Annotated in this window: 18 protein-coding genes; 12 read left to right on the top strand and 6 right to left on the bottom strand. The window is 62.4% G+C overall.

Annotated features, from left to right (window positions below; all coding sequences use genetic code 11):
* The gene (locus NCR39_RS22000) at positions 1-1,311 is read right to left on the bottom strand and encodes an MFS transporter (RefSeq protein WP_250454184.1); all 1,311 of its coding nucleotides are present in this window, start codon (positions 1,309-1,311) and stop codon (positions 1-3) included.
* A gap of 41 nt (positions 1,312-1,352) precedes the next feature.
* A complete protein-coding gene (locus NCR39_RS21995) occupies positions 1,353-2,627 on the bottom strand; it encodes a glucarate dehydratase family protein (RefSeq protein WP_250454183.1) in 1,275 nt (424 codons plus the stop codon).
* A 152-nt stretch (positions 2,628-2,779) separates the two neighbouring features.
* On the opposite strand from NCR39_RS21995, the gene NCR39_RS21990 reads away from it, so the two are divergent.
* From NCR39_RS21990 to arsH, 8 genes are all read left to right on the top strand, one after another.
* Positions 2,780-3,484 carry a GntR family transcriptional regulator gene (locus NCR39_RS21990; protein WP_250454182.1) on the top strand — a complete coding sequence of 235 codons (705 nt, stop codon included), beginning with the start codon at positions 2,780-2,782 and terminating at the stop codon, positions 3,482-3,484.
* Between the two features lie 96 nt (positions 3,485-3,580).
* Entirely contained in the window at positions 3,581-3,901 is a 321-nt protein-coding gene (locus NCR39_RS21985; RefSeq protein ID WP_250454181.1) for an ArsR/SmtB family transcription factor, read from the top strand.
* 13 nt (positions 3,902-3,914) lie between these two features.
* Positions 3,915-4,349 carry a YeeE/YedE family protein gene (locus NCR39_RS21980; RefSeq protein ID WP_250454180.1) on the top strand — a complete coding sequence of 145 codons (435 nt, stop codon included), beginning with the start codon at positions 3,915-3,917 and terminating at the stop codon, positions 4,347-4,349.
* 1 nt (position 4,350) lies between these two features.
* A complete protein-coding gene (locus NCR39_RS21975) occupies positions 4,351-4,806 on the top strand; it encodes a DUF6691 family protein (RefSeq protein WP_350029690.1) in 456 nt (151 codons plus the stop codon).
* Between the two features lie 151 nt (positions 4,807-4,957).
* On the top strand, positions 4,958-6,133 hold the full coding sequence (phaZ, locus tag NCR39_RS21970) for a polyhydroxyalkanoate depolymerase (RefSeq protein ID WP_250454179.1): 1,176 nt from the start codon (positions 4,958-4,960) through the stop codon (positions 6,131-6,133).
* A gap of 63 nt (positions 6,134-6,196) precedes the next feature.
* Positions 6,197-6,520 (top strand): ArsR/SmtB family transcription factor, encoded by a 324-nt coding sequence (locus tag NCR39_RS21965; RefSeq protein ID WP_250454178.1) that lies wholly within the window; start codon positions 6,197-6,199, stop codon positions 6,518-6,520.
* A 48-nt stretch (positions 6,521-6,568) separates the two neighbouring features.
* Positions 6,569-7,624 (top strand): ACR3 family arsenite efflux transporter, encoded by a 1,056-nt coding sequence (gene arsB, locus NCR39_RS21960; protein ID WP_250454177.1) that lies wholly within the window; start codon positions 6,569-6,571, stop codon positions 7,622-7,624.
* Between the two features lie 17 nt (positions 7,625-7,641).
* On the top strand, positions 7,642-8,367 hold the full coding sequence (gene arsH, locus NCR39_RS21955) for an arsenical resistance protein ArsH (protein WP_250454176.1): 726 nt from the start codon (positions 7,642-7,644) through the stop codon (positions 8,365-8,367).
* A gap of 45 nt (positions 8,368-8,412) precedes the next feature.
* Here arsH and NCR39_RS29690 read toward each other — a convergent pair whose 3' ends face one another.
* Entirely contained in the window at positions 8,413-9,174 is a 762-nt protein-coding gene (locus NCR39_RS29690) for an H-NS histone family protein (RefSeq protein ID WP_284507302.1), read from the bottom strand.
* 254 nt (positions 9,175-9,428) lie between these two features.
* On the opposite strand from NCR39_RS29690, the gene NCR39_RS21945 reads away from it, so the two are divergent.
* The gene (locus NCR39_RS21945; RefSeq protein ID WP_250454175.1) at positions 9,429-10,013 is read left to right on the top strand and encodes a glutathione binding-like protein; all 585 of its coding nucleotides are present in this window, start codon (positions 9,429-9,431) and stop codon (positions 10,011-10,013) included.
* A 41-nt stretch (positions 10,014-10,054) separates the two neighbouring features.
* Here NCR39_RS21945 and NCR39_RS21940 read toward each other — a convergent pair whose 3' ends face one another.
* Positions 10,055-10,273, bottom strand: a complete 219-nt coding sequence (locus NCR39_RS21940; RefSeq protein ID WP_250454174.1) for a hypothetical protein — start codon at positions 10,271-10,273, stop codon at positions 10,055-10,057.
* 338 nt (positions 10,274-10,611) lie between these two features.
* Here NCR39_RS21940 and NCR39_RS21935 point away from each other — a divergent pair, with 338 nt between their 5' ends.
* Together NCR39_RS21935 and NCR39_RS29685 are read left to right on the top strand one after the other, a co-directional pair.
* Complete coding sequence (locus NCR39_RS21935; protein ID WP_250454173.1) at positions 10,612-11,247, top strand: MBL fold metallo-hydrolase; 636 nt, start codon at positions 10,612-10,614, stop codon at positions 11,245-11,247.
* Between the two features lie 101 nt (positions 11,248-11,348).
* Entirely contained in the window at positions 11,349-11,483 is a 135-nt protein-coding gene (locus tag NCR39_RS29685; protein ID WP_284507301.1) for a hypothetical protein, read from the top strand.
* A gap of 50 nt (positions 11,484-11,533) precedes the next feature.
* On the opposite strand, the gene NCR39_RS21930 is transcribed toward NCR39_RS29685, so the two are convergent.
* On the bottom strand, positions 11,534-13,828 hold the full coding sequence (locus NCR39_RS21930; RefSeq protein ID WP_250454172.1) for a two-partner secretion domain-containing protein: 2,295 nt from the start codon (positions 13,826-13,828) through the stop codon (positions 11,534-11,536).
* Positions 13,829-14,096: 268 nt separating this feature from the next.
* On the opposite strand from NCR39_RS21930, the gene NCR39_RS21925 reads away from it, so the two are divergent.
* The gene (locus NCR39_RS21925; protein ID WP_250454171.1) at positions 14,097-14,921 is read left to right on the top strand and encodes an isocitrate lyase/PEP mutase family protein; all 825 of its coding nucleotides are present in this window, start codon (positions 14,097-14,099) and stop codon (positions 14,919-14,921) included.
* Between the two features lie 27 nt (positions 14,922-14,948).
* Here the strand turns inward: NCR39_RS21925 and NCR39_RS21920 are convergent, their stop codons facing one another.
* The gene (locus NCR39_RS21920; protein WP_250454170.1) at positions 14,949-17,723 is read right to left on the bottom strand and encodes a DUF4118 domain-containing protein; all 2,775 of its coding nucleotides are present in this window, start codon (positions 17,721-17,723) and stop codon (positions 14,949-14,951) included.
* Between the last annotated feature and the right edge of the window lie 2 nt (positions 17,724-17,725).

The raw sequence follows: 17,725 nt of genomic DNA, 5'->3' as shown, positions 1-17,725 counted from the left end.
TTACCGCGTGCGCGGGGCCAGCGACTCGCCGCGCACGGCCGGCGTCATGCGCGCGAAGAAGACGATGACTGCCGCCGCCACCGACATCACCGCGAGCGCGGTGAGGCCGCCTTGAATCGATCCCGTCTTCTGTTCGAGAAAGCCGAACGTCGCGGGCGCGACGAAACCGCCGAGATTGCCGATCGAATTGATGAGCGCGAGCACGGGCGCGGCGATGCGTGCATCGAGATAGCCTTGCGGAATCGGCCAGAAAAGCGAGGACGCCGCCTTGAAGCCGATTGCCGCGAAGCAGATCGCGATGAAGGAGAACACCGCGCTGCCCGTGCCCGCCGCATACATGCCGGCCGCCGCGATCAAGAGCACGCATGCGACCCACGCCTGCTGAAACTTGAAGCGCGCCGCCAGCGCCGCGAACAGATACATCGCGACGATGGAGATGAGCCACGGAATCGAGTTGAAGAGACCGACCTGGAAGTCGTTCAGATGCCCCATCTTGCGGATGATGCTCGGCAGCCAGAACGTCGCGCCGTAAATGGTCAGCGACACCGAGAAGTAGATCAGGCAGAAGATGACGATCTGCGGATCGCGCAAGAGACTCAGCATCGACGGCTTCACCATGTGCGCGGCATCGCGCTGGCGCTGCTCCGTCTCGATCTCATCGACGAGCGCATCCTGTTCGGCGCGTGTGAGCCACTTCGCGTCGCGCGGTTTCGAATCGAGCCAGAACCACACGAAGCCCGCGAGCACGACCGACGCCATGCCTTCGATGATGAACATCCACTGCCAGCCGTGCAGCCCGTGGCCGTCGATCAGCAACAGCGCGCCCGATATCGGCCCTGAAAACACCGATGCCAACGCGGAGCCGGAGAGGAAGACGGCCATGGCGCGGCCACGTTGGTCGCGCGGCAGCCATTGCGTGAAGTAGAACACCACGCCGGGAAAGAAGCCTGCTTCCGCTGCGCCGAGCACGAGACGCATGACGTAGAACGAGGTTTCGCCGCGCACGAACGCCATGCCGACCGCAGCCAGCCCCCACGTCACCATGATGCGCGTAAGCCACGCCTTTGCGCCGAAGCGTTGCAACAGCATGTTCGACGGCACTTCGAACACCGCATAGCTCACGAAGAAGAGTCCCGCGCCGAGGCCGTACGCCGCCGCGCCGATGCCGAGATCCGCGCTCAGGTGTTGCCGCACGAAGCCGATGTTCACGCGGTCGATGTAATTGACGATGAACATCACCACGAAAAGCGGCAGCACGTGCCACTTGATCTTTCTGACGGCGCTTTGCAGCGCGTCGGCTCGATTGCTCATGAAACTGTCTCCTTCGTTATGGGGCTTCGAGCGTCGAGCGATCAGAAGCGCGGATTCTTGCCGCTGAAGTCGGGCTGATACTTGCGCATCTGCGTGAGGTCGTCGCGATTGCGCACGCCGCACGCGAGGTACTGCTCGTGCAGCGCGGCGAGTTGCTCGCGGTCCAGTTCGACGCCGAGACCCGGCGTCGTCGGTACGCGAACCGCGCCGTTGTCGAACTTGACGCGGCCGCCCTTGATCACCTCTTCCTCTTGCCACGGATAATGCGTGTCGCAGGCATAGGTGAGGTTAGGGATGCTGGCCGCGACGTGCGTCATCGCCATCAGGCTGATTCCGAGGTGCGAGTTCGAATGCATCGACATGCCGAAGCCCCAGAGCCGGCACATGCGCGCGAGCGTCTGCGTGGCGCGCAGGCCGCCCCAGTAGTGATGATCGGAGAGCAGCACCTTGATCGATCCCATCTCGCAGCCGCGACGGAAGTCGTCCATCGTCGTGATGACCATGTTGGTCGCGAGCGGCAGCTTCGTATGCTTTTGCAACTCGGCCATGCCTTCGAGACCGGGGCACGGATCTTCGTAGTATTCGAGGATTTCGTCGAGTTCGGGCGCAGCTTTAATGCTGGTTTCGAGCGTCCAGTTCGCGTTCGGATCGAGGCGCAGCGGCATGCCGGGGAACGCCTTCGCGAGCGCCTGCATGCACGCGATTTCATGCGACGGTTCGAACACGCCGCCCTTCAGCTTGATACTTTGGAATCCGTACGATTCGATCATGCGGCGCGCCTGCGCCACGATCTGCTCGGGGCTGATGCCTTCGCCCCACGCGTCCGGCGCATAGGGCTTGTCGATATGCTCCGCGTACTTGAAGAACAGATACGCGCTGTACGGCACGGCGTCGCGCACCTTGCCGCCGAGCAGATCCACAACCGGCGCGCCGACGATCTGCCCTTGCAAATCCAGCATCGCCACTTCGAGCGTGCTGATGACCTTCGGCGCATTCTTCGCGGCGTGCGAGCCGGGCGCGAGTTCGAATTCGACCGCGCCGGGCGTCGCCTTGATCGTCGCGCGCACGCGCTCTTCCATCGCGTTCAGATCGAACGGCGAAAGGCCGATGGCCAGCGATTTCGCCTGATCGAGCACGCGCAGCATCGGTTCGTCGCCGTAGGTTTCGGAAATGCCGACGCGGCCATCGCTCGTCTCCAGCTCGACGATCGCGCGCAAAGCCCACGGCTCGTGAATGCCGGCGGCGTTGAGCAGCGGGCCGTCGCGAAAGGCGATCGGCGTGATTCTGACCTGGGTGATGGTGATGTCGCGCGTCATGTCGGAGATCCGGAAAACGAGGAAGTCCGTGCATGTTAAACACTAATATATTAGTGTTTTATCGGTGTAAGTACCGAGCGCGGCGAAAGATTCGGCGGCGGCGCCGGTGTTGGTATGCTAGGGCCGAATCCGGCTTCCATTCGTCTTTCAGCATGAATCTCAACGACGCCCCGCCCGTGGCGCACCGCCTCGACCGTTCCCGCCACGCCGCGCCGCAAGTGTTCGAGCGCCTGCGCGCGATGATCGTCTCGCTCGAACTCGCGCCGGGCAGCGTGCTGTCGCGCGCCGAACTCGCCGCGCAATACGGCTTGAGCCAGACGCCGGTGCGCGACGCGCTCATCAAGCTCGGCGAAGAAGGTCTCGTCGATATCTTTCCGCAGCACGCGACGGTCGTGAGCCGCATCAGCGTGAGCGCGGCGCTGCAGGCGCATTTTCTGCGGCGCTCGATCGAGATCGAAGTGGTCCGCACGCTCGCGGCCGGGCGCGATGCTGCATTGATCGAGCGTCTGCGCGCATGCATCGACGCGCAGTCGCGCCTCCTCGATCCCGCCGACAACGAGCGCTTCGTGCTGCTCGATCAGGACTTTCATCGGCAGATGATGGAAGCGGCCGGTGTGCCGCAGTTGTGGGAACTGGTGCGGCGTCGAAGCGGGCATATCGACCGGCTGCGGCGGCTGACGCTGCCCGTCGAAGGCAAGACGTCGGCAGTGGTGCGCGATCACACGGCCATCGTCGATGCCATCGAAGCGAACGATCCCGACGCCGCGCAAGCCGCGATGCGCACGCATCTGTCGGGCACGTTGAGCCAGATCGACCAGATTCGCGCGGATCATCCCGACTTTCTGACAGACCATTAGCGACGCGGGCCGTCGCTGCTTTTCAACGGCGCACGACATTCTATGAACTGACAATATATTTTCTAATATAATGTCTGAAATCCATTGAATGTCACCATGAGAAAGCCGAAGCCCAAGATTGACCTTGCAGCGATGCACGCCGGCGCTGACGATGCCTGCGCGCTGCTCAAGGTGCTTGCCAACCCGGATCGCCTGTTGCTGATGTGCCAGCTTTCCCAAGGCGAGTTGTCCGTCGGTGAACTGGAAGAAGAGCTTGGCATCCACCAGCCCACGCTCTCGCAGCAGTTGGGCGTTTTGCGCGAAAACGAACTCGTGTCCACGCGGCGTGAAGGCAAAAGCATCTTCTATTCGGTCGTGAGCCCGCAGGCGCTCGCCGTGATGGCGGTCCTTTATAAGCAGTTCTGTCCGGGCCAGTAAGAGAACATCTTTCATGTGGATCGACCTTGTCCATTTCACGCCCGGCCTGTCGCTGGCAGGCGGGCTCATCATCGGTCTCGCCGCCGCTGTGCTCGTGCTGTGCAATGGCCGCATCGCGGGCATCAGCGGCATTCTGGGCGGTCTGCTCTACTTGCCGCGCCGTGACATCGGCTGGCGTCTCGCGTTTCTTGCAGGACTCGTCGGTGCGCCCGTCGTTGCCGGCTGGCTCGGCGAGCCTGCGCGCGTGGATATCGATACGGGCTGGGGAACGATCCTGCTGGCGGGCTTTCTCGTCGGCATCGGCACGCGTTTCGCCAGCGGCTGCACGAGCGGCCACGGCGTATGCGGGCTTTCGCGCGGCTCGGTACGCTCGCTCGTGGCTACCGTCACGTTCATGGCCGCAGGGTTCGTCACCGTCCTCGTGCAACGGCACCTGACGGGAGGCTGACGTGACCACGCTCATTCGCCGCCTTGCCGCGCTCACGACAGCACTCCTTGCCGGCCTGCTCTTCGGTTTCGGATTGATGCTTTCGGGCATGGCCAACCCCGCAAAGGTACTCGGCTTCCTCGACTTGGCGGGCCGATGGGATCCGTCCCTTGCGTTCGTCATGATCGGCGCAATCGCCATTGGCTCGCTGGCCTTTCTGCTCGCAAGGCGCCGCAAGCGTTCGTTGCTCGGCTTGCAGATGCACCTTCCGACGAACACGTCCGTCACGCCGAGATTGATCCTTGGAAGCGCGGTATTCGGCATCGGTTGGGGACTGGCCGGCTTTTGTCCAGGACCCGCGCTGGTTGCGCTTGGCGCGGGATATCCGAAAGCCGTCGGTTTCGTGGCCGCGATGGTCTCTGGCATGGCCGTCTTCGAGTTGATCGAGCGGGCGATGTCGGCCGTGCAGCGTGCGTAACAAGATCAATCGACGGAAAGCACTTCTGCGTGAAGCGCTTCCCGTCTACTCTTGCATATGAACGACGTGCGGAAAGCGGCAAGAGAATTGAAGCGCTTTACTCAACCGTCGGCGCTTCGATGAGCCACGCACGCCTGAGGAGACGAAGTCCATGTCGTATTCATGGTTCGACTACGGGCGCTGGCTCGATGCGTCTTTATTCGCCGGCAGTCACGCGCCCTCCTTCGACATCGCAGCTATCCAGCATGACGGTGTTGAGTATCCCGTCGAAGAAACCGTAGTCGATAGCGTGCCCTTCTGCACACTACGCCGTTTCACGCGACCGCAGGCGCGTGGAGCACCACCGTCAGGCATCTTTCTGTGCGCGCCGCTCGCGGGCCATCATGCAGTGATGCTGCGCGAAACCGTCGAAACGCTGCTGCAAGACGGCGACGTATACATCACGGACTGGCAGGACGCGCGCACCATCCCAATCGATGCAGGCCCGCTGAATCTCGACGATTACGTGACCACGCTCGAACGCTTCGTGACATATGCGCAGCGTGAAGCGGGCGAGCTTCATCTGATCGCCGTGTGTCAGGCGGCGCCACCGGCATTGGCCGCCGCTGCGCTGCTGGCGGACGCGGGCGCGCCATCGCTCGCGAGCGTCACGCTCATTGGCGGACCCGTCGATGCGCGTCTGCAACCCACCGCACTCGAACGCTTCGCGATGAGCCACGACCTGGCCTGGTTTCGCGCGTTCACCATCGATGTGGTTCCCGCGTGCCATGCCGGTGCAATGCGACGCGTCTACCCCGGCTATCTGCAACGCGTTGCGCTTTTCAACGCACATCCCGAACGACTCAGCGCGTTGAGAATGCGCTGCTGGCTCAGCGCGATGCACCTGTCCACCGAACCGCTTCAGCACGCGCGCCGCGCGCTGGAAGAATATTCAGCAGTACTGGATATGCCGGAAGCCTATTTTCTCGACACGATTCGCGTGATCTTTCACGATGCCCTTCTCGCGCGCGGATTATGGCGCATCGGCGATAGAAAGGTGTCGGCGACAGCGCTGGATCGAACGCCGCTCTGCACGATCGAAGGGGATCGTGACGACATCACGGGTCAAGGTCAGACGCACGCCGCGCACGCGCTATGCACAAGCGCCGACGCGCCACGGCGGCGGTTCACTATCGAACACTGCAATCACTACGATCTCTTCACGGGACCGCGCTGGCACGAGGCCGTTCATCCCGCTCTCGTCGACTTCTGGCGTGCGATCGACTCGGGCGAACGCAGCCGCACGACGCATGAGCGCGTCGGGACTCGGGGCGCACAGCTTGGTTGAATGACATGCGCGTCGACGGAAAACGGTGTTGATGCCACGCGTCATTTCCACTATATTAGAAATATGGAAGAAAACGACGTCATCCGCGCCTTGTCTGCGCTCGCTCATGCGCTTCGGCTACGTGTGTTTCGACTGCTCGTCGTGGCGGGGCCTTCGGGCTTGACGCCCGGCGCGCTAGCCGAGCAACTCGATGTTCCGAACGCGACGCTCTCCTTTCACCTGAAGGAGCTGATGCACGCGGGACTCATCACGCAAGAGCGCGACGGGCGCAGTCTCATCTATCGGACATCGTTCGAGCAGATGAACGCCCTGCTCGGCTTTTTGACCGACAACTGCTGCCAGGGCCAGCCTTGCCTCGATCCGAGCGCTGACGCTTGCGATTGCTAGTCTGCGCCGCGCGCTTCCCGATATCACCATTTCCCGCCGAACCGGCCCATGCACACCCCGAACTTTGCCGCTTCGAAACCCGCCATCAGCTTCTTCGAACGATATCTGACCGTCTGGGTCGCGTTGTGCATCGTTAGCGGCATCGTGCTTGGACAGGCGTTGCCGGGCGTCTTCCAGGCGATCGGCCGGATGGAATATGCGCAGGTGAATCTGCCGGTCGGCCTGCTGATCTGGGTGATGATCGTCCCGATGCTCGTCAAGATCGACTTCGGCTCGCTGCATGAACTACGTCAGCACGCGAGAGGCATCGGCGTCACGCTCGTCGTGAACTGGCTCGTGAAGCCCTTCTCCATGGCGTTGCTCGGCTGGCTTTTCATCAAGCATCTCTTCGCGCCGATGCTGCCCGCCGCGCAACTCGACCGCTACGTCGCGGGCCTCATCCTGCTGGCAGCCGCGCCGTGCACCGCGATGGTCTTTGTCTGGAGCCGGCTGACGGGCGGCGATCCGCTATTCACGCTATCGCAAGTGGCCCTCAACGACAGCATCATGGTGGTCGCCTTCGCGCCGCTCGTCGGTCTCCTGCTCGGCATCTCCGCCATTGCCGTGCCCTGGGCGACGCTGCTTGCGTCCGTCGTGCTCTATATCGTGATTCCCGTTCTGCTCGCGCAGCTTCTTCGCAAGGTGCTGCGCGCGAAGGGCCAAGCGTCATTCGATGCGGCGATGGCGAAGATCGGCCCGTGGTCCATCACGGCGCTGCTCGCGACGCTCGTGCTGCTGTTCGCGTTTCAGGGCGAAGCCATTCTGAAGCAGCCGCTGGTCATCGTGCTGCTCGCCGTGCCGATCCTGATTCAGGTGTTCTTCAATTCGGCGCTGGCTTACTGGCTCAATCGCGCGGTCGGTGAAAAGCATGAGATTGCCTGTCCTTCGGCGCTCATTGGCGCGTCGAACTTCTTTGAACTGGCCGTCGCCACCGCAATCGGTCTCTTCGGTTTCGACTCGGGCGCTGCGCTTGCGACCGTCGTGGGCGTGCTGATCGAGGTGCCCGTGATGCTGCTGGTCGTGCGCATCGTCAATGGATCGAAAGACTGGTACGAACGCGCCTGAGGAATACGAATCCATCTATGAGCAAGACATTCACGACTGACCTGCCGCAGGTCGACCCGACGCTCTTTCGCGTTCCCGATATCGCCCGCTTGCAGCCTGCGCGTGCGTCGGATCATGCGCCGCGCATCCTTCTTCTTTATGGTTCGCTGCGAGAGCGATCCTTCAGCCGCCTGCTCACCGAAGAAGCCGCGCGTCTGCTCACGGCCATGGGCGCCGAAGCCCGCACGTTCAATCCGAGCGGACTGCCGCTGCCGGACGATGCGCCGGACAGTCATTCCAAAGTCGCGGAACTTCGAGAACTCGTGCTGTGGTCCGAAGGCATGGTGTGGTGCTCACCGGAGCGGCATGGCGCGATGACCGGCATCATGAAGTCGCAGATCGACTGGATTCCGCTTTCGCTCGGCGCGGTTCGGCCGACGCAGGGCAAGACGCTGGCGGTCATGCAGGTGAGCGGCGGATCGCAGTCGTTCAACGCCGTGAATCAGATGCGCGTGCTCGGACGCTGGATGCGGATGCTGACCATCCCCAACCAGTCCTCGGTGCCCAAGGCATTCATGGAATTCGACGAAGCCGGCCGCATGAAGCCGTCGGCTTATTTCGATCGTGTCGTCGACGTGATGGAGGAACTCGTCAAATTCACGCTGCTGACGCGTGATATTGGTTCGTATCTCGTCGACCGTTATAGCGAGCGAAAGGAAAGTGCCGAGGAACTGACCAAGCGCGTGAATCAGGCGAGTATCTGAGTCGCTCGCCTGTCGCGGTCATGGCGCGTTCCTCTTACTGCCGTTTTACTCTGCTGCCGGCGTCGAAGCGGCAGCCGTCGCGCTGCCATTCGCGGCCGTCTGGTTCACCGCAGCCTGTTTGCCTGCGCTCTTCTTTGCCGCCGCCGTCTTTCGCGCGGGCGCACGCTTCGTGGCGCTAGGCGCTTTCTTCGCAGCCGACTTTTTCGCGGCAGTGGTTTTCTTCGCGCTCGTCTTCTTCGATGCCGATTTCTTCGCGACGGACTTCTTCGCCGGCGCGCCGGATGCGGCTCCATCCGCGATCAGAAAACGAGTGCGATCCTTCACCGAAGCGAGCCAGGCGGGAGCCGGCCCGCGACCGCTCCATGTCGCGCCACTCGCGGGATCGCGATATTTCGGTGCTTGCGGCCCGCGCACATAATTGCCTTGCTTCGACTTTTGAGTTGAAAGCGTCGCGCTCCGAGCGCCTTTTCCATCGATAAGAAACTTGCTGCGATCTTTCACATTGGCGATCCATTCAGGCGCTCGCCCGCGGCCGGTCCATGTCGCTCCGGTTTTCGGATTGGCATACTTCGGCGCAACCTTATAACCCGACGCCTTGGTTGCCACGTTGCCTTTGCGACCAGGCGTGCGCTTGCCGAAATGGGCCGCGATGTCGTCCGGAGTGAGACGGTGCGTTTCCATCAGTTCGCGGATGCGGTCCATTATTGCGGACGACTCTCTCTTCGCAATTGTCTCTGCCTGTGCCTGAAGTTTTGCGATTCGTGCGTGTAGTGCTTTTAACGTAGCCATTGTGGACTCCTCTTTCATTGCCAATGGCTGGACTATGCCACATCGAAGTCGGAAAAACATTCAGAAGCTGTTGTGAAAATTCAGAATAAAGCACTGCCACACCTGTTTCGCGACCTAATGATTCACTATTGGTTGCGGATTCGCCACGTTAGAGACCATTTGCACCGGAAAGGAAATAACTGAAAGTAGAAAATGAATTGGCGTTGACAGCCGCGCGCAAGGCACTTCCCTTGCTCTCAAGCTGCGATCACCCTCAACCACGGAGACGCATCATGAAGCTCTATTACTCACCCGGCGCATGCAGCCTCGCGGATCACATCGCACTTCACGAAGCCAAGATCGAGTTCGATCGCGTGCGCGTCGATCTGAAATCCAAGGTGACCGAGTCAGGCCAGCCATTCAACGAGATCAACTCAAAGAGCTATGTGCCGGTGCTCGAAATGGACGACGGCGCGCGGCTCACGGAGAACATTGCGATTCTCTCGTGGATCGCAGAGCGCGAACCGTCGCTTGCGCCGAAGGGCGATATGGCGAAGACGCGGCTGCTCGAAATGCTCGCGTTCATTTCGACTGAAGTGCACAAGCAGTTCGGCCGCGTGTTCAGGCCCACATCGGATGCGGAAGCGCAGGCTGCGCGAGACAAACTGAATCAGCGGTTCGAGCTACTCAGTCAGATGATGAAAGGCGAGTATCTTTTCGGCGCGGAAGCGAGCGTAGCCGACGCCTATCTCTTCACAATGCTTCTGTGGGCGAAGAAGGTCGGACTCGATGTCCCGCAACGGCTCGCCGATTTCGCGGACCGCATGCGCGCGCGGCCGGCGGTTGCGCTCGCATTGCAGCATGAAGGAATCGAGTAAGTGAAGTAAAGACCGACGGAGGCGGCGAATTACTTCGACGATTACTTCGACGATTCGGCGGGCGGCAGCAAGTCCGCCTTCGCGTTTGCGTGGTTCCTCGCCGCTTCCAGCGCTTCGTCGCTGGAACTCACCGGGCGGTCGCGCATTTCCGTGAAGCCATCGGCGTCGATCGTATAGGACCACGTGCACTGGCCGGTGGCGTCGGAATCGATCGTGACCTGAACGACATGTCCGTTGCGTTCGTACGTCTCGGTAGACATGAAAAGCTCCCACGGAATAGAAATGGCGATGTTCTCGATCCGCCTGTCAGCAATCGCCATTCCAATAGAAACGTAAAGCAGAACGTGAAGCGTTTTATCGGGTACGAAACCTGCGCCTTCGGCAAGAGCGAGCGCGGGAGAAAAGCCGAATGCATCCGATCTGTGTGGCGTGTGGCACTCAGTACCCTGGTGAGACACAGCCTGAACGCTGCATGATTTGCGATGACGCGCGGCAGTTCGTCCCGCCGGGCGGCCAGCAATGGACGACATTGGAAGCCTTGCGCCGAAGCCACGCGAACGCATGGCGCGCATTGCGAGACGACTTGTATGAGATTCGAATGGAACCGGCGTTCGCTATCGGCCAGCGTGCATTGCTCGCGCGCAGTCCCGCCGGCAACGTGTTGTGGGATTGCATTGCGCTGCTCGACGACGCGACCGTCGCAATCATTCGTGCAATGGGTGGGGTGAGCGGCATCGCAATTTCGCATCCTCATTACTATTCGACGATGCAGGATTGGGCGAGCGCGTTCTCTTGTCCCATATGGATTCACGAAGCCGACCGCGAATGGGTCGTATCCGGGAGCGATGCCATACGGTTCTGGACCGGCGATACGCAAGCCATTTCGTCTGATATGACGTTGGTGAGACTCGGCGGCCATTTCCCGGGCGGCACGATCCTTCATTGGCGAAAGGGCGCGGGCGCCTTGCTGTCGGGCGATATTTTGCAGGTCACGCCGGATCGCTCGCATGTTTCGTTTATGTATAGTTATCCGAACTATCTTCCGCTTTCCGCATCGACAGTACGAGCGATGGCGACACGTTTGAACGGCGTGGCTTACCAAAGCGTCTATGGCAGCTTCCGCCACGCCCAGATCGAAGCGAACGCCGAGAAGGCCGTTGCGGATTCCGTGGAACGCTATGTCGCTTTGCTGGAAGACCGCTTCGATGAGAACAACGCTGCGTCGGGCGACTGAAGCATGAGCGCATCGAAATTAAAGCGTCATTCGACCGTCGGCGCGGCATGATATCCGTCCGACGCCATTCAACGTTTCGCATTCAAATGGAGTCGATCATCATGTCCGATCCAACCACGCCTCAAAACCCGCCGACCATTCCGGATGCGCCGTCTCCCAATCAGCCATCCGATCTTCCCGATGTCGGCCAACCCGAGCCCGAGCCGGACCAACAGGGCGGTGCGACCGGCAAGTAGGTTTGCATCGACGATGCAGGCGCGCGCATAGCGAGACGACGCGCGCCGCCTTATTGCGCCACTTGCCACCGCAAGATCGGATGCGTGGCGTTGTGCAGCATCACCCACGTTCCGCCCGCGCCGAAATCCCACGTCGGCCCGAAGCTCGACGGCGTGCTCATTTGCCCCGTCGTCAGTCCGTTCGCCGCGCTGATCGGGTTTCCGCTACCGTATCCCGCTGTTTGTCCGGTCGATTGCCGGTCCCAGAAGACGTTGCTCGCCACCGTGCCCGTGTTATCCGCGACGACGCCGCCTCGATACATCGGCAGGATGAATGTATCGACGGGCCCGCTTGCAAACGACTCTTCGATCGAACCGGTGTTCGACGATACGAGGCCGCCGTTGCTGCTCCCCGCTCTCACCGATGCGGTCGCGTAAGACTGCGCGATGGTGCCCGAGTTGTCTCCGACGAGCCCGCCGCCCGCCGAGCGCGATCCGCCTCCGACAGCGCCGCTCGCAAACGACTGAAGGATGGTTCCGCTGTTGCTTCCGACCAGCCCGCCGACCACCGACGACCCGCCGACGCTGGCCGCGCTATCCGATCGATACACGACGCCCGAGTTGATCGCAATCAGCCCGCCGAAGGGAAGGCTCGTGCTGCCGAGCGTCTGCACGATGCCGTCCGCGTGAACGTACGACACGAGCCCCGACGATCGTTGTGCAAGCGGCGCGGCCGGGCTGTAGTACACGCTCATGTTCACGTTCGCGAGCTTCATGTTGCGCACGACGCCCGAAGCGCCGATGGTTGCGAAGAGTCCAGTCGGTTGCTCGCCGTTCACGTCCTGAAGGGCGATCGACAGATTCTCGATGGTGTGGCCGAGGCCATCGAGTTGTCCGGTGAAGCCGTTCGCGCTGCCGCTGCCGATCGACTGAAACGGGCCGTTGGTCGAACTCGCATCGATGTCGCGGCCCAGCGCGTACGAGCCATTGAGATCCTGCGAGATGCCGGCAAGGTCGTCGAGCGAATTGATCAGCACGTAGTTCGTTATCTGCGCACGAATGCCGCTGTATTGAGGCGCGGCCCATGCAGGGTTGCTTAACGTATGCCCGCTGACGAATTGTCCGTTGCGGTCCCGATAGCTCGATACCAGCCCCAGACTCCTGGACCAATCGATCGTTCCGAGATTGACGATACTGCCTCCGTTGTTCGCTCCGGCCGCGTCCGCGCGCAATGTGAGATTGCCCGCGCCCGCATTGGCGAGCGTCGCGATCGGTCCGACCATGACGGAATGCGCGGCATTGAGCGTGAGCGATGCATTGCCCGACCAACGCAACGGCTGCTCCATCACGATATCGCCTTGCGATGCATCGAGCGTCAGCGACGTGCCCTGATTCAATTGCGCGAGCAGCGCCGCCGTCGTCTTTGGACCGACGTTGAACAGCGGCGCATTGAGATTCCAGTTGGCCGCGTGAATGTCGGCATCGTCGAGATGCAGCGTCGCGCCCGTCGTATCGACAATGCCGCCGCTGCCATCCACATTCTTCGCCTCGATGCGGCCGTGCACATGCGCCGTGCCGTTGTTCGCGACGAGCCATACGTGGCCGTCGCGCGTGGCGGTGCCGGTCGCGCGCAACGCGTCGGTGTGGGCCGCGAGCGCGTACACGTTGCCATCGGCTGCCTGAAGCGCGATCTGCGCTGCCGCGATCGTCCCTTTATCCACGACGTCGTTGCGGCTGCCTGACGTCTGCACGAAAGTTTGCGGCATGCCGGTCGAGTCGCGCACCAGCACCTGATCGCCGGCTGCGAGTTCCGCCGATCCGGCAGGCGCGTTGATCGTCCCGTCGTTCTCCACGAGCTGGCGCGCGATCAGCAACACGTCGCCGCTCGTCGAGCTGATCTTGCCCAGATTCACGACCGCGCCCGCGCCGCTGCCCGCGAACGTCAGCGCGCCGCCCGCCATGAACGTGTCGTTGCTCACGTCGAGCGCCGATGCAACGAATCGCCCGCCCGTCGACACCACGCCGCTCGCACCGATGACCACGCCCTGCGGATTGATCAGATAGAAGCTGCCGCTGGCGCTGAGCGTTCCTTGAATGAGCGATTGTTCCGTGCCCGTCACGCGGCTCAGCGTGGCGCCCGTCCCGTTCTGCACGATGACCGAATGCCCCTTGTCGATCGAGAAGCTGGACCAGTCGACGACCCCGCGCGATGTGGTCTGCGTGATGGTCAGTTGCACGCCGCTCGACGCGATCTGCCCCGCGCCCGCGACGAATTTTCCCCCGTTCGGCAAAGGCCCCGCCGCCCATGCGTTCGATGCAACCGCACTTCCCACAGCAATGACGATGATGCTTGGTCGGACTGTCATCGCACAGAACGAACGCGCTTTTTTCGTTGTTCTATTCATCGACGAGTGATCGGCGTGCATGTCGCGTCTCCGGTAGGCTGCGTCGAACGAGCACTGCTTTCTGGACGACATCATGCGCTTTCGCGTTCAATAATCAAGCGTTTGAAGCGCGCGCTTCGTTCATACTTCAATGTATCGAAGAAAAATGTAAGCAGTGGAATGAGCGCGTGCGCCCGCCTTCCGCGCCGGATCGATGCGGAGGCTTTCGATCAACCTACTGGAGCGAATCATGTCACGCACCGTCACCGAGAAACGCGCGGCCTTCCGTGCATTGCATGCGTCCGGCTGCTTCGTGCTGCCGAACCCTTGGGACGCCGGAAGCGCGCGTTATCTCGCGAGCCTCGGCTTTCAGGCCATCGCGACCACGAGTTCCGGCTTCGCATGGTCCATGGGTCACGCCGACAACAACGTGTCGCGCGATGTCGTGCTCGCGCATCTGCGCACGATGGTCGATGCCACCGATCTCCCCGTCAACGCGGACTTCGAGAACGGCTTCGGCGCGGACCCGCAGACCGTGGCGCACAGCGTGACGCTTGCCATCGCGACGGGCGTTGCGGGCTTGTCCATCGAAGATTCCACCGGCGATGTGTCCGCGCCGCTGTTTCCGATCGACGTCGCGGTGGCGCGTCTGAAGGCGGCACGGCGCGCCATCGATGAGAACGGCGGCGACACGTTGCTCGTCGGCCGCGCGGAGAACTTCTTCGCCGGCGTGCCGGATCTGGACGACACGCTCGCACGCCTGCGCGCCTATGCGGCGGCAGGCGCGGACTGCCTGTACGCGCCGGGCATCAAGACGCGCGAGCAGATCGAAGCGGTCGTCGCGGCCGTGTCGCCGAAGCCCGTGAACGTGCTGATCGGCGGTCCATCCGAGTTCACCTTGCAGGACCTTGCAGCGCTCGGCGTGCGTCGCGTGAGCGTGGGCGGCGCGCTGGCGAGATCGGCGTGGGGCGGATTCATGCGCGCGGCGCAAGGCCTCGTCGATGGACGCTTCGACGGTTTCGAAGGCGCGGCTCCAGGTGCGCAGCTCAACGCGCTCTTTCCTGACGATGCCTGAAAATACTTTCGACGCAGATCGCTTCGTTCACGCCTTCGGCTCCTGAACATGCGCGTCTTCCGCCGGTTCTGCAACCGGCGGTGGCGGCTCGCTCACGGGCAATGTGAACCAGAACCGCGCGCCGATCACGCGGCCCTGTTCCTCACGATTCTCCACGCCGATTTCGCCGCCGTGCGCCTCGACGATCGCGCGGCAAATGGCAAGCCCCAGTCCCACGCCGGGCAGCGCCGATTCCTTCTCGCCGCGCGTGAACTTCTCGAAGAGCCGTGCGGATGCGCCGGGCGGCACGCCCGGTCCGTGATCGTCTATCCACACGCGCACGAGCAGCTTGTCACCGCTTGCTTCCTCTCTCGCGCCAATCTGTATGTCCGTCCTGGCCGGCGTGTACTTGGCGGCGTTCTCCAGCAGATTGACGAATAGCCGATCCATCAGCACGGCATCGAGTTGCAGCAGCGGAAGATCGCGCGGAATGCGAACCTGCACGCGCCGGCCTTCGAGCGTGCGCTTGAGTGTCGCGAGCGCGGCGCCGACCGTTTCCTCCAGCATCGACCATTGACGGTTCAATCGAAGCGCACCCGACTGCAGGCGCGCCATATCGAGCAGATTGGTCACGACACTGCTCATGCGCAGCGCTTCCTCGTGAATGGCATGGACGATTTCCTGCGATCCACCCGCCCATTGCGTATCGCCCGCTTTCTCTTCGAGAATGGACGCGAACCCGACGATCGACGTGAGCGGCGTACGCAGATCATGCGAAATCGCCGACAGCAATGAATTTCTTAATCGTTCGGATTCCATATTGATCAACGCGTCCTGTGCGATCTCGACATAGTGGACGCGTTCGATCGCAAGCGCGATCTGCGCGGCGAAGGTTTCGAGCATGCGGCGTTGCTCGGGCATCGCAGCGTCGGCCCGATCGCTCACGAACGCGAGCACGCCGCGCGTTCGCATCGGCGCTTTCAGCGGAAGATACAGCGCATGCGCGGCGGGCAACGTGTCGGTGCCAGCGCCCGCGGGCTTTTGCTGATCGTAGACCCATTGCGCGACATCGAGATCGACGCCCGTCTTGTCGAGCGATGTGGCCGGATCGGATTCCGTCACCTTCTGCTGAACCTTCTCGCCACTGTCGGGCAGCAGGATGGCGGTGCGCGCCTGGAACACATCGGCGATATGCCGCGTGCCGATCTCGATGATCTGCTCGGTCATCAAGGCAGCCGCGAGTTCCTTCGTCATTGCGTACATTGCGCCGGTGCGCCGCTCGCGCTGTGACGCGATGCGCGCTTCGCGACGCAGGCTCGATGTCAGATGGCTGATCGTGAGCGAGGTCAGCAGCATGACGAAGAACGTGAGCAGGTATTGCGTATCGCTCACCGAAAGCGACATGCGCGGCGGCACGAAGAAGAAGTCGAACGCGGCGACGGACATGAACGACAGCATCACGCCGGGTCCGCGTCCGAGCCGCACCGCCGCGAAAATCACGCCGAGCAGATAAAGCATGACGAGGTTCGTCAACGCAATCTGACTCGCGAACAATGCGCTCGCGATCACCGTGAGCGCCGCGCCGATGCCGAACGCCGCGAGATATGCGCGAAGCGGCGAATGACCCGCCTCGCGCCAGAGCGTGAACCGTTGCGATAGCATGGGCCGTGCGTTGTCCGTTGCATCGAGCGAGCCGGTCGAAACAATGGTCACGTCGATGTCCGACGCCTGTGCGATAAGCCGCTCGCTCACCGCGCGATGCATGAATCGCGCCCATGCCTTCGACGCCGATGCGCCCACGATCAGCTTCGACACGTTGCGCATGTGCGCGTAGTCGATCAGCGTGGCGGCGGCATCCGCGCCGTCGAGCGTGACGGTTTCCGCGCCGAGGTCCGAAGCGAGCTTGAGCGCATCGAGCGTGCGCTTGCGCGCTTCGTCGGAGAGGCGCTGCAGCTTCGGCGTTTCGACATAGACCGCGAGCCAGTCCGCCTTGATCGACGAAGCGAGCCGCGCCGCCGCGCGCACCAGCGAGGCCGCTTCGGGACCAGGCCCGATGCACGCGATAAGCCGCTCACGCGCGCGCCAGATGCGCTCGATAGACTGATCGGCACGATACTCGCGCATCTGCGCATCGACACGATCCGCCGTGCGGCGCAACGCAAGTTCGCGCAACGCAATGAGGTTGCCCTTGCGAAAGAAGTTGCGCACCGCGTGCTCGGCCTGCGCCGGCAAGTAGACCTTTCCTTCGCGCAGACGGTCGAGCAATTCCTCGGGCGGCAGGTCGACGAGCGTGACTTCATCGGCGAGATCGAACACGCGGTCCGGCACCGTCTCCCACACACGAATGCCCGTGATGCGCCCGACGATATCGTTGAGGCTTTCCAGATGCTGCACGTTGACGGTCGTGTACACGTCGATGCCCGCGTCGAGCAATTCGTGCACGTCTTGCCAGCGCTTCATGTGGCGCGAGCCCTGCACGTTGGAATGCGCGAGTTCATCGACGAGAACGAGTTGCGGCTTGCGCGCGAGCGCTGCATCGAGGTCGAACTCGGCGAGCAGCCGCCCGCGATACGCGATGCGCGCGGGCGGCAACGTCTCCAGTCCTTCCAGCAACGCGAGCGTCTCCTTGCGCCCATGCGTTTCGGCGACGCCCACGACAACATCGACGCCTTCTTCATGACGACGCCGCGCCGCCTGCAACATCGCGAACGTCTTGCCGACGCCAGCGGACGCGCCGAAGAACACCTTCAGGCGTCCGCGCTGGCGCTTCTCGTCTTCGCGTTGCAGCCGGTCGAGCAGTTCGTCGGGATTCGGGCGGGTCATTG

This window comes from Caballeronia sp. ATUFL_M2_KS44 (assembly GCF_023630965.1).
Lineage (GTDB): Bacteria > Pseudomonadota > Gammaproteobacteria > Burkholderiales > Burkholderiaceae > Caballeronia > Caballeronia concitans.
The sequence above is the reverse complement of the archived record's forward strand: the minus strand, read 5'-3'. Positions and strand labels throughout refer to the sequence as shown.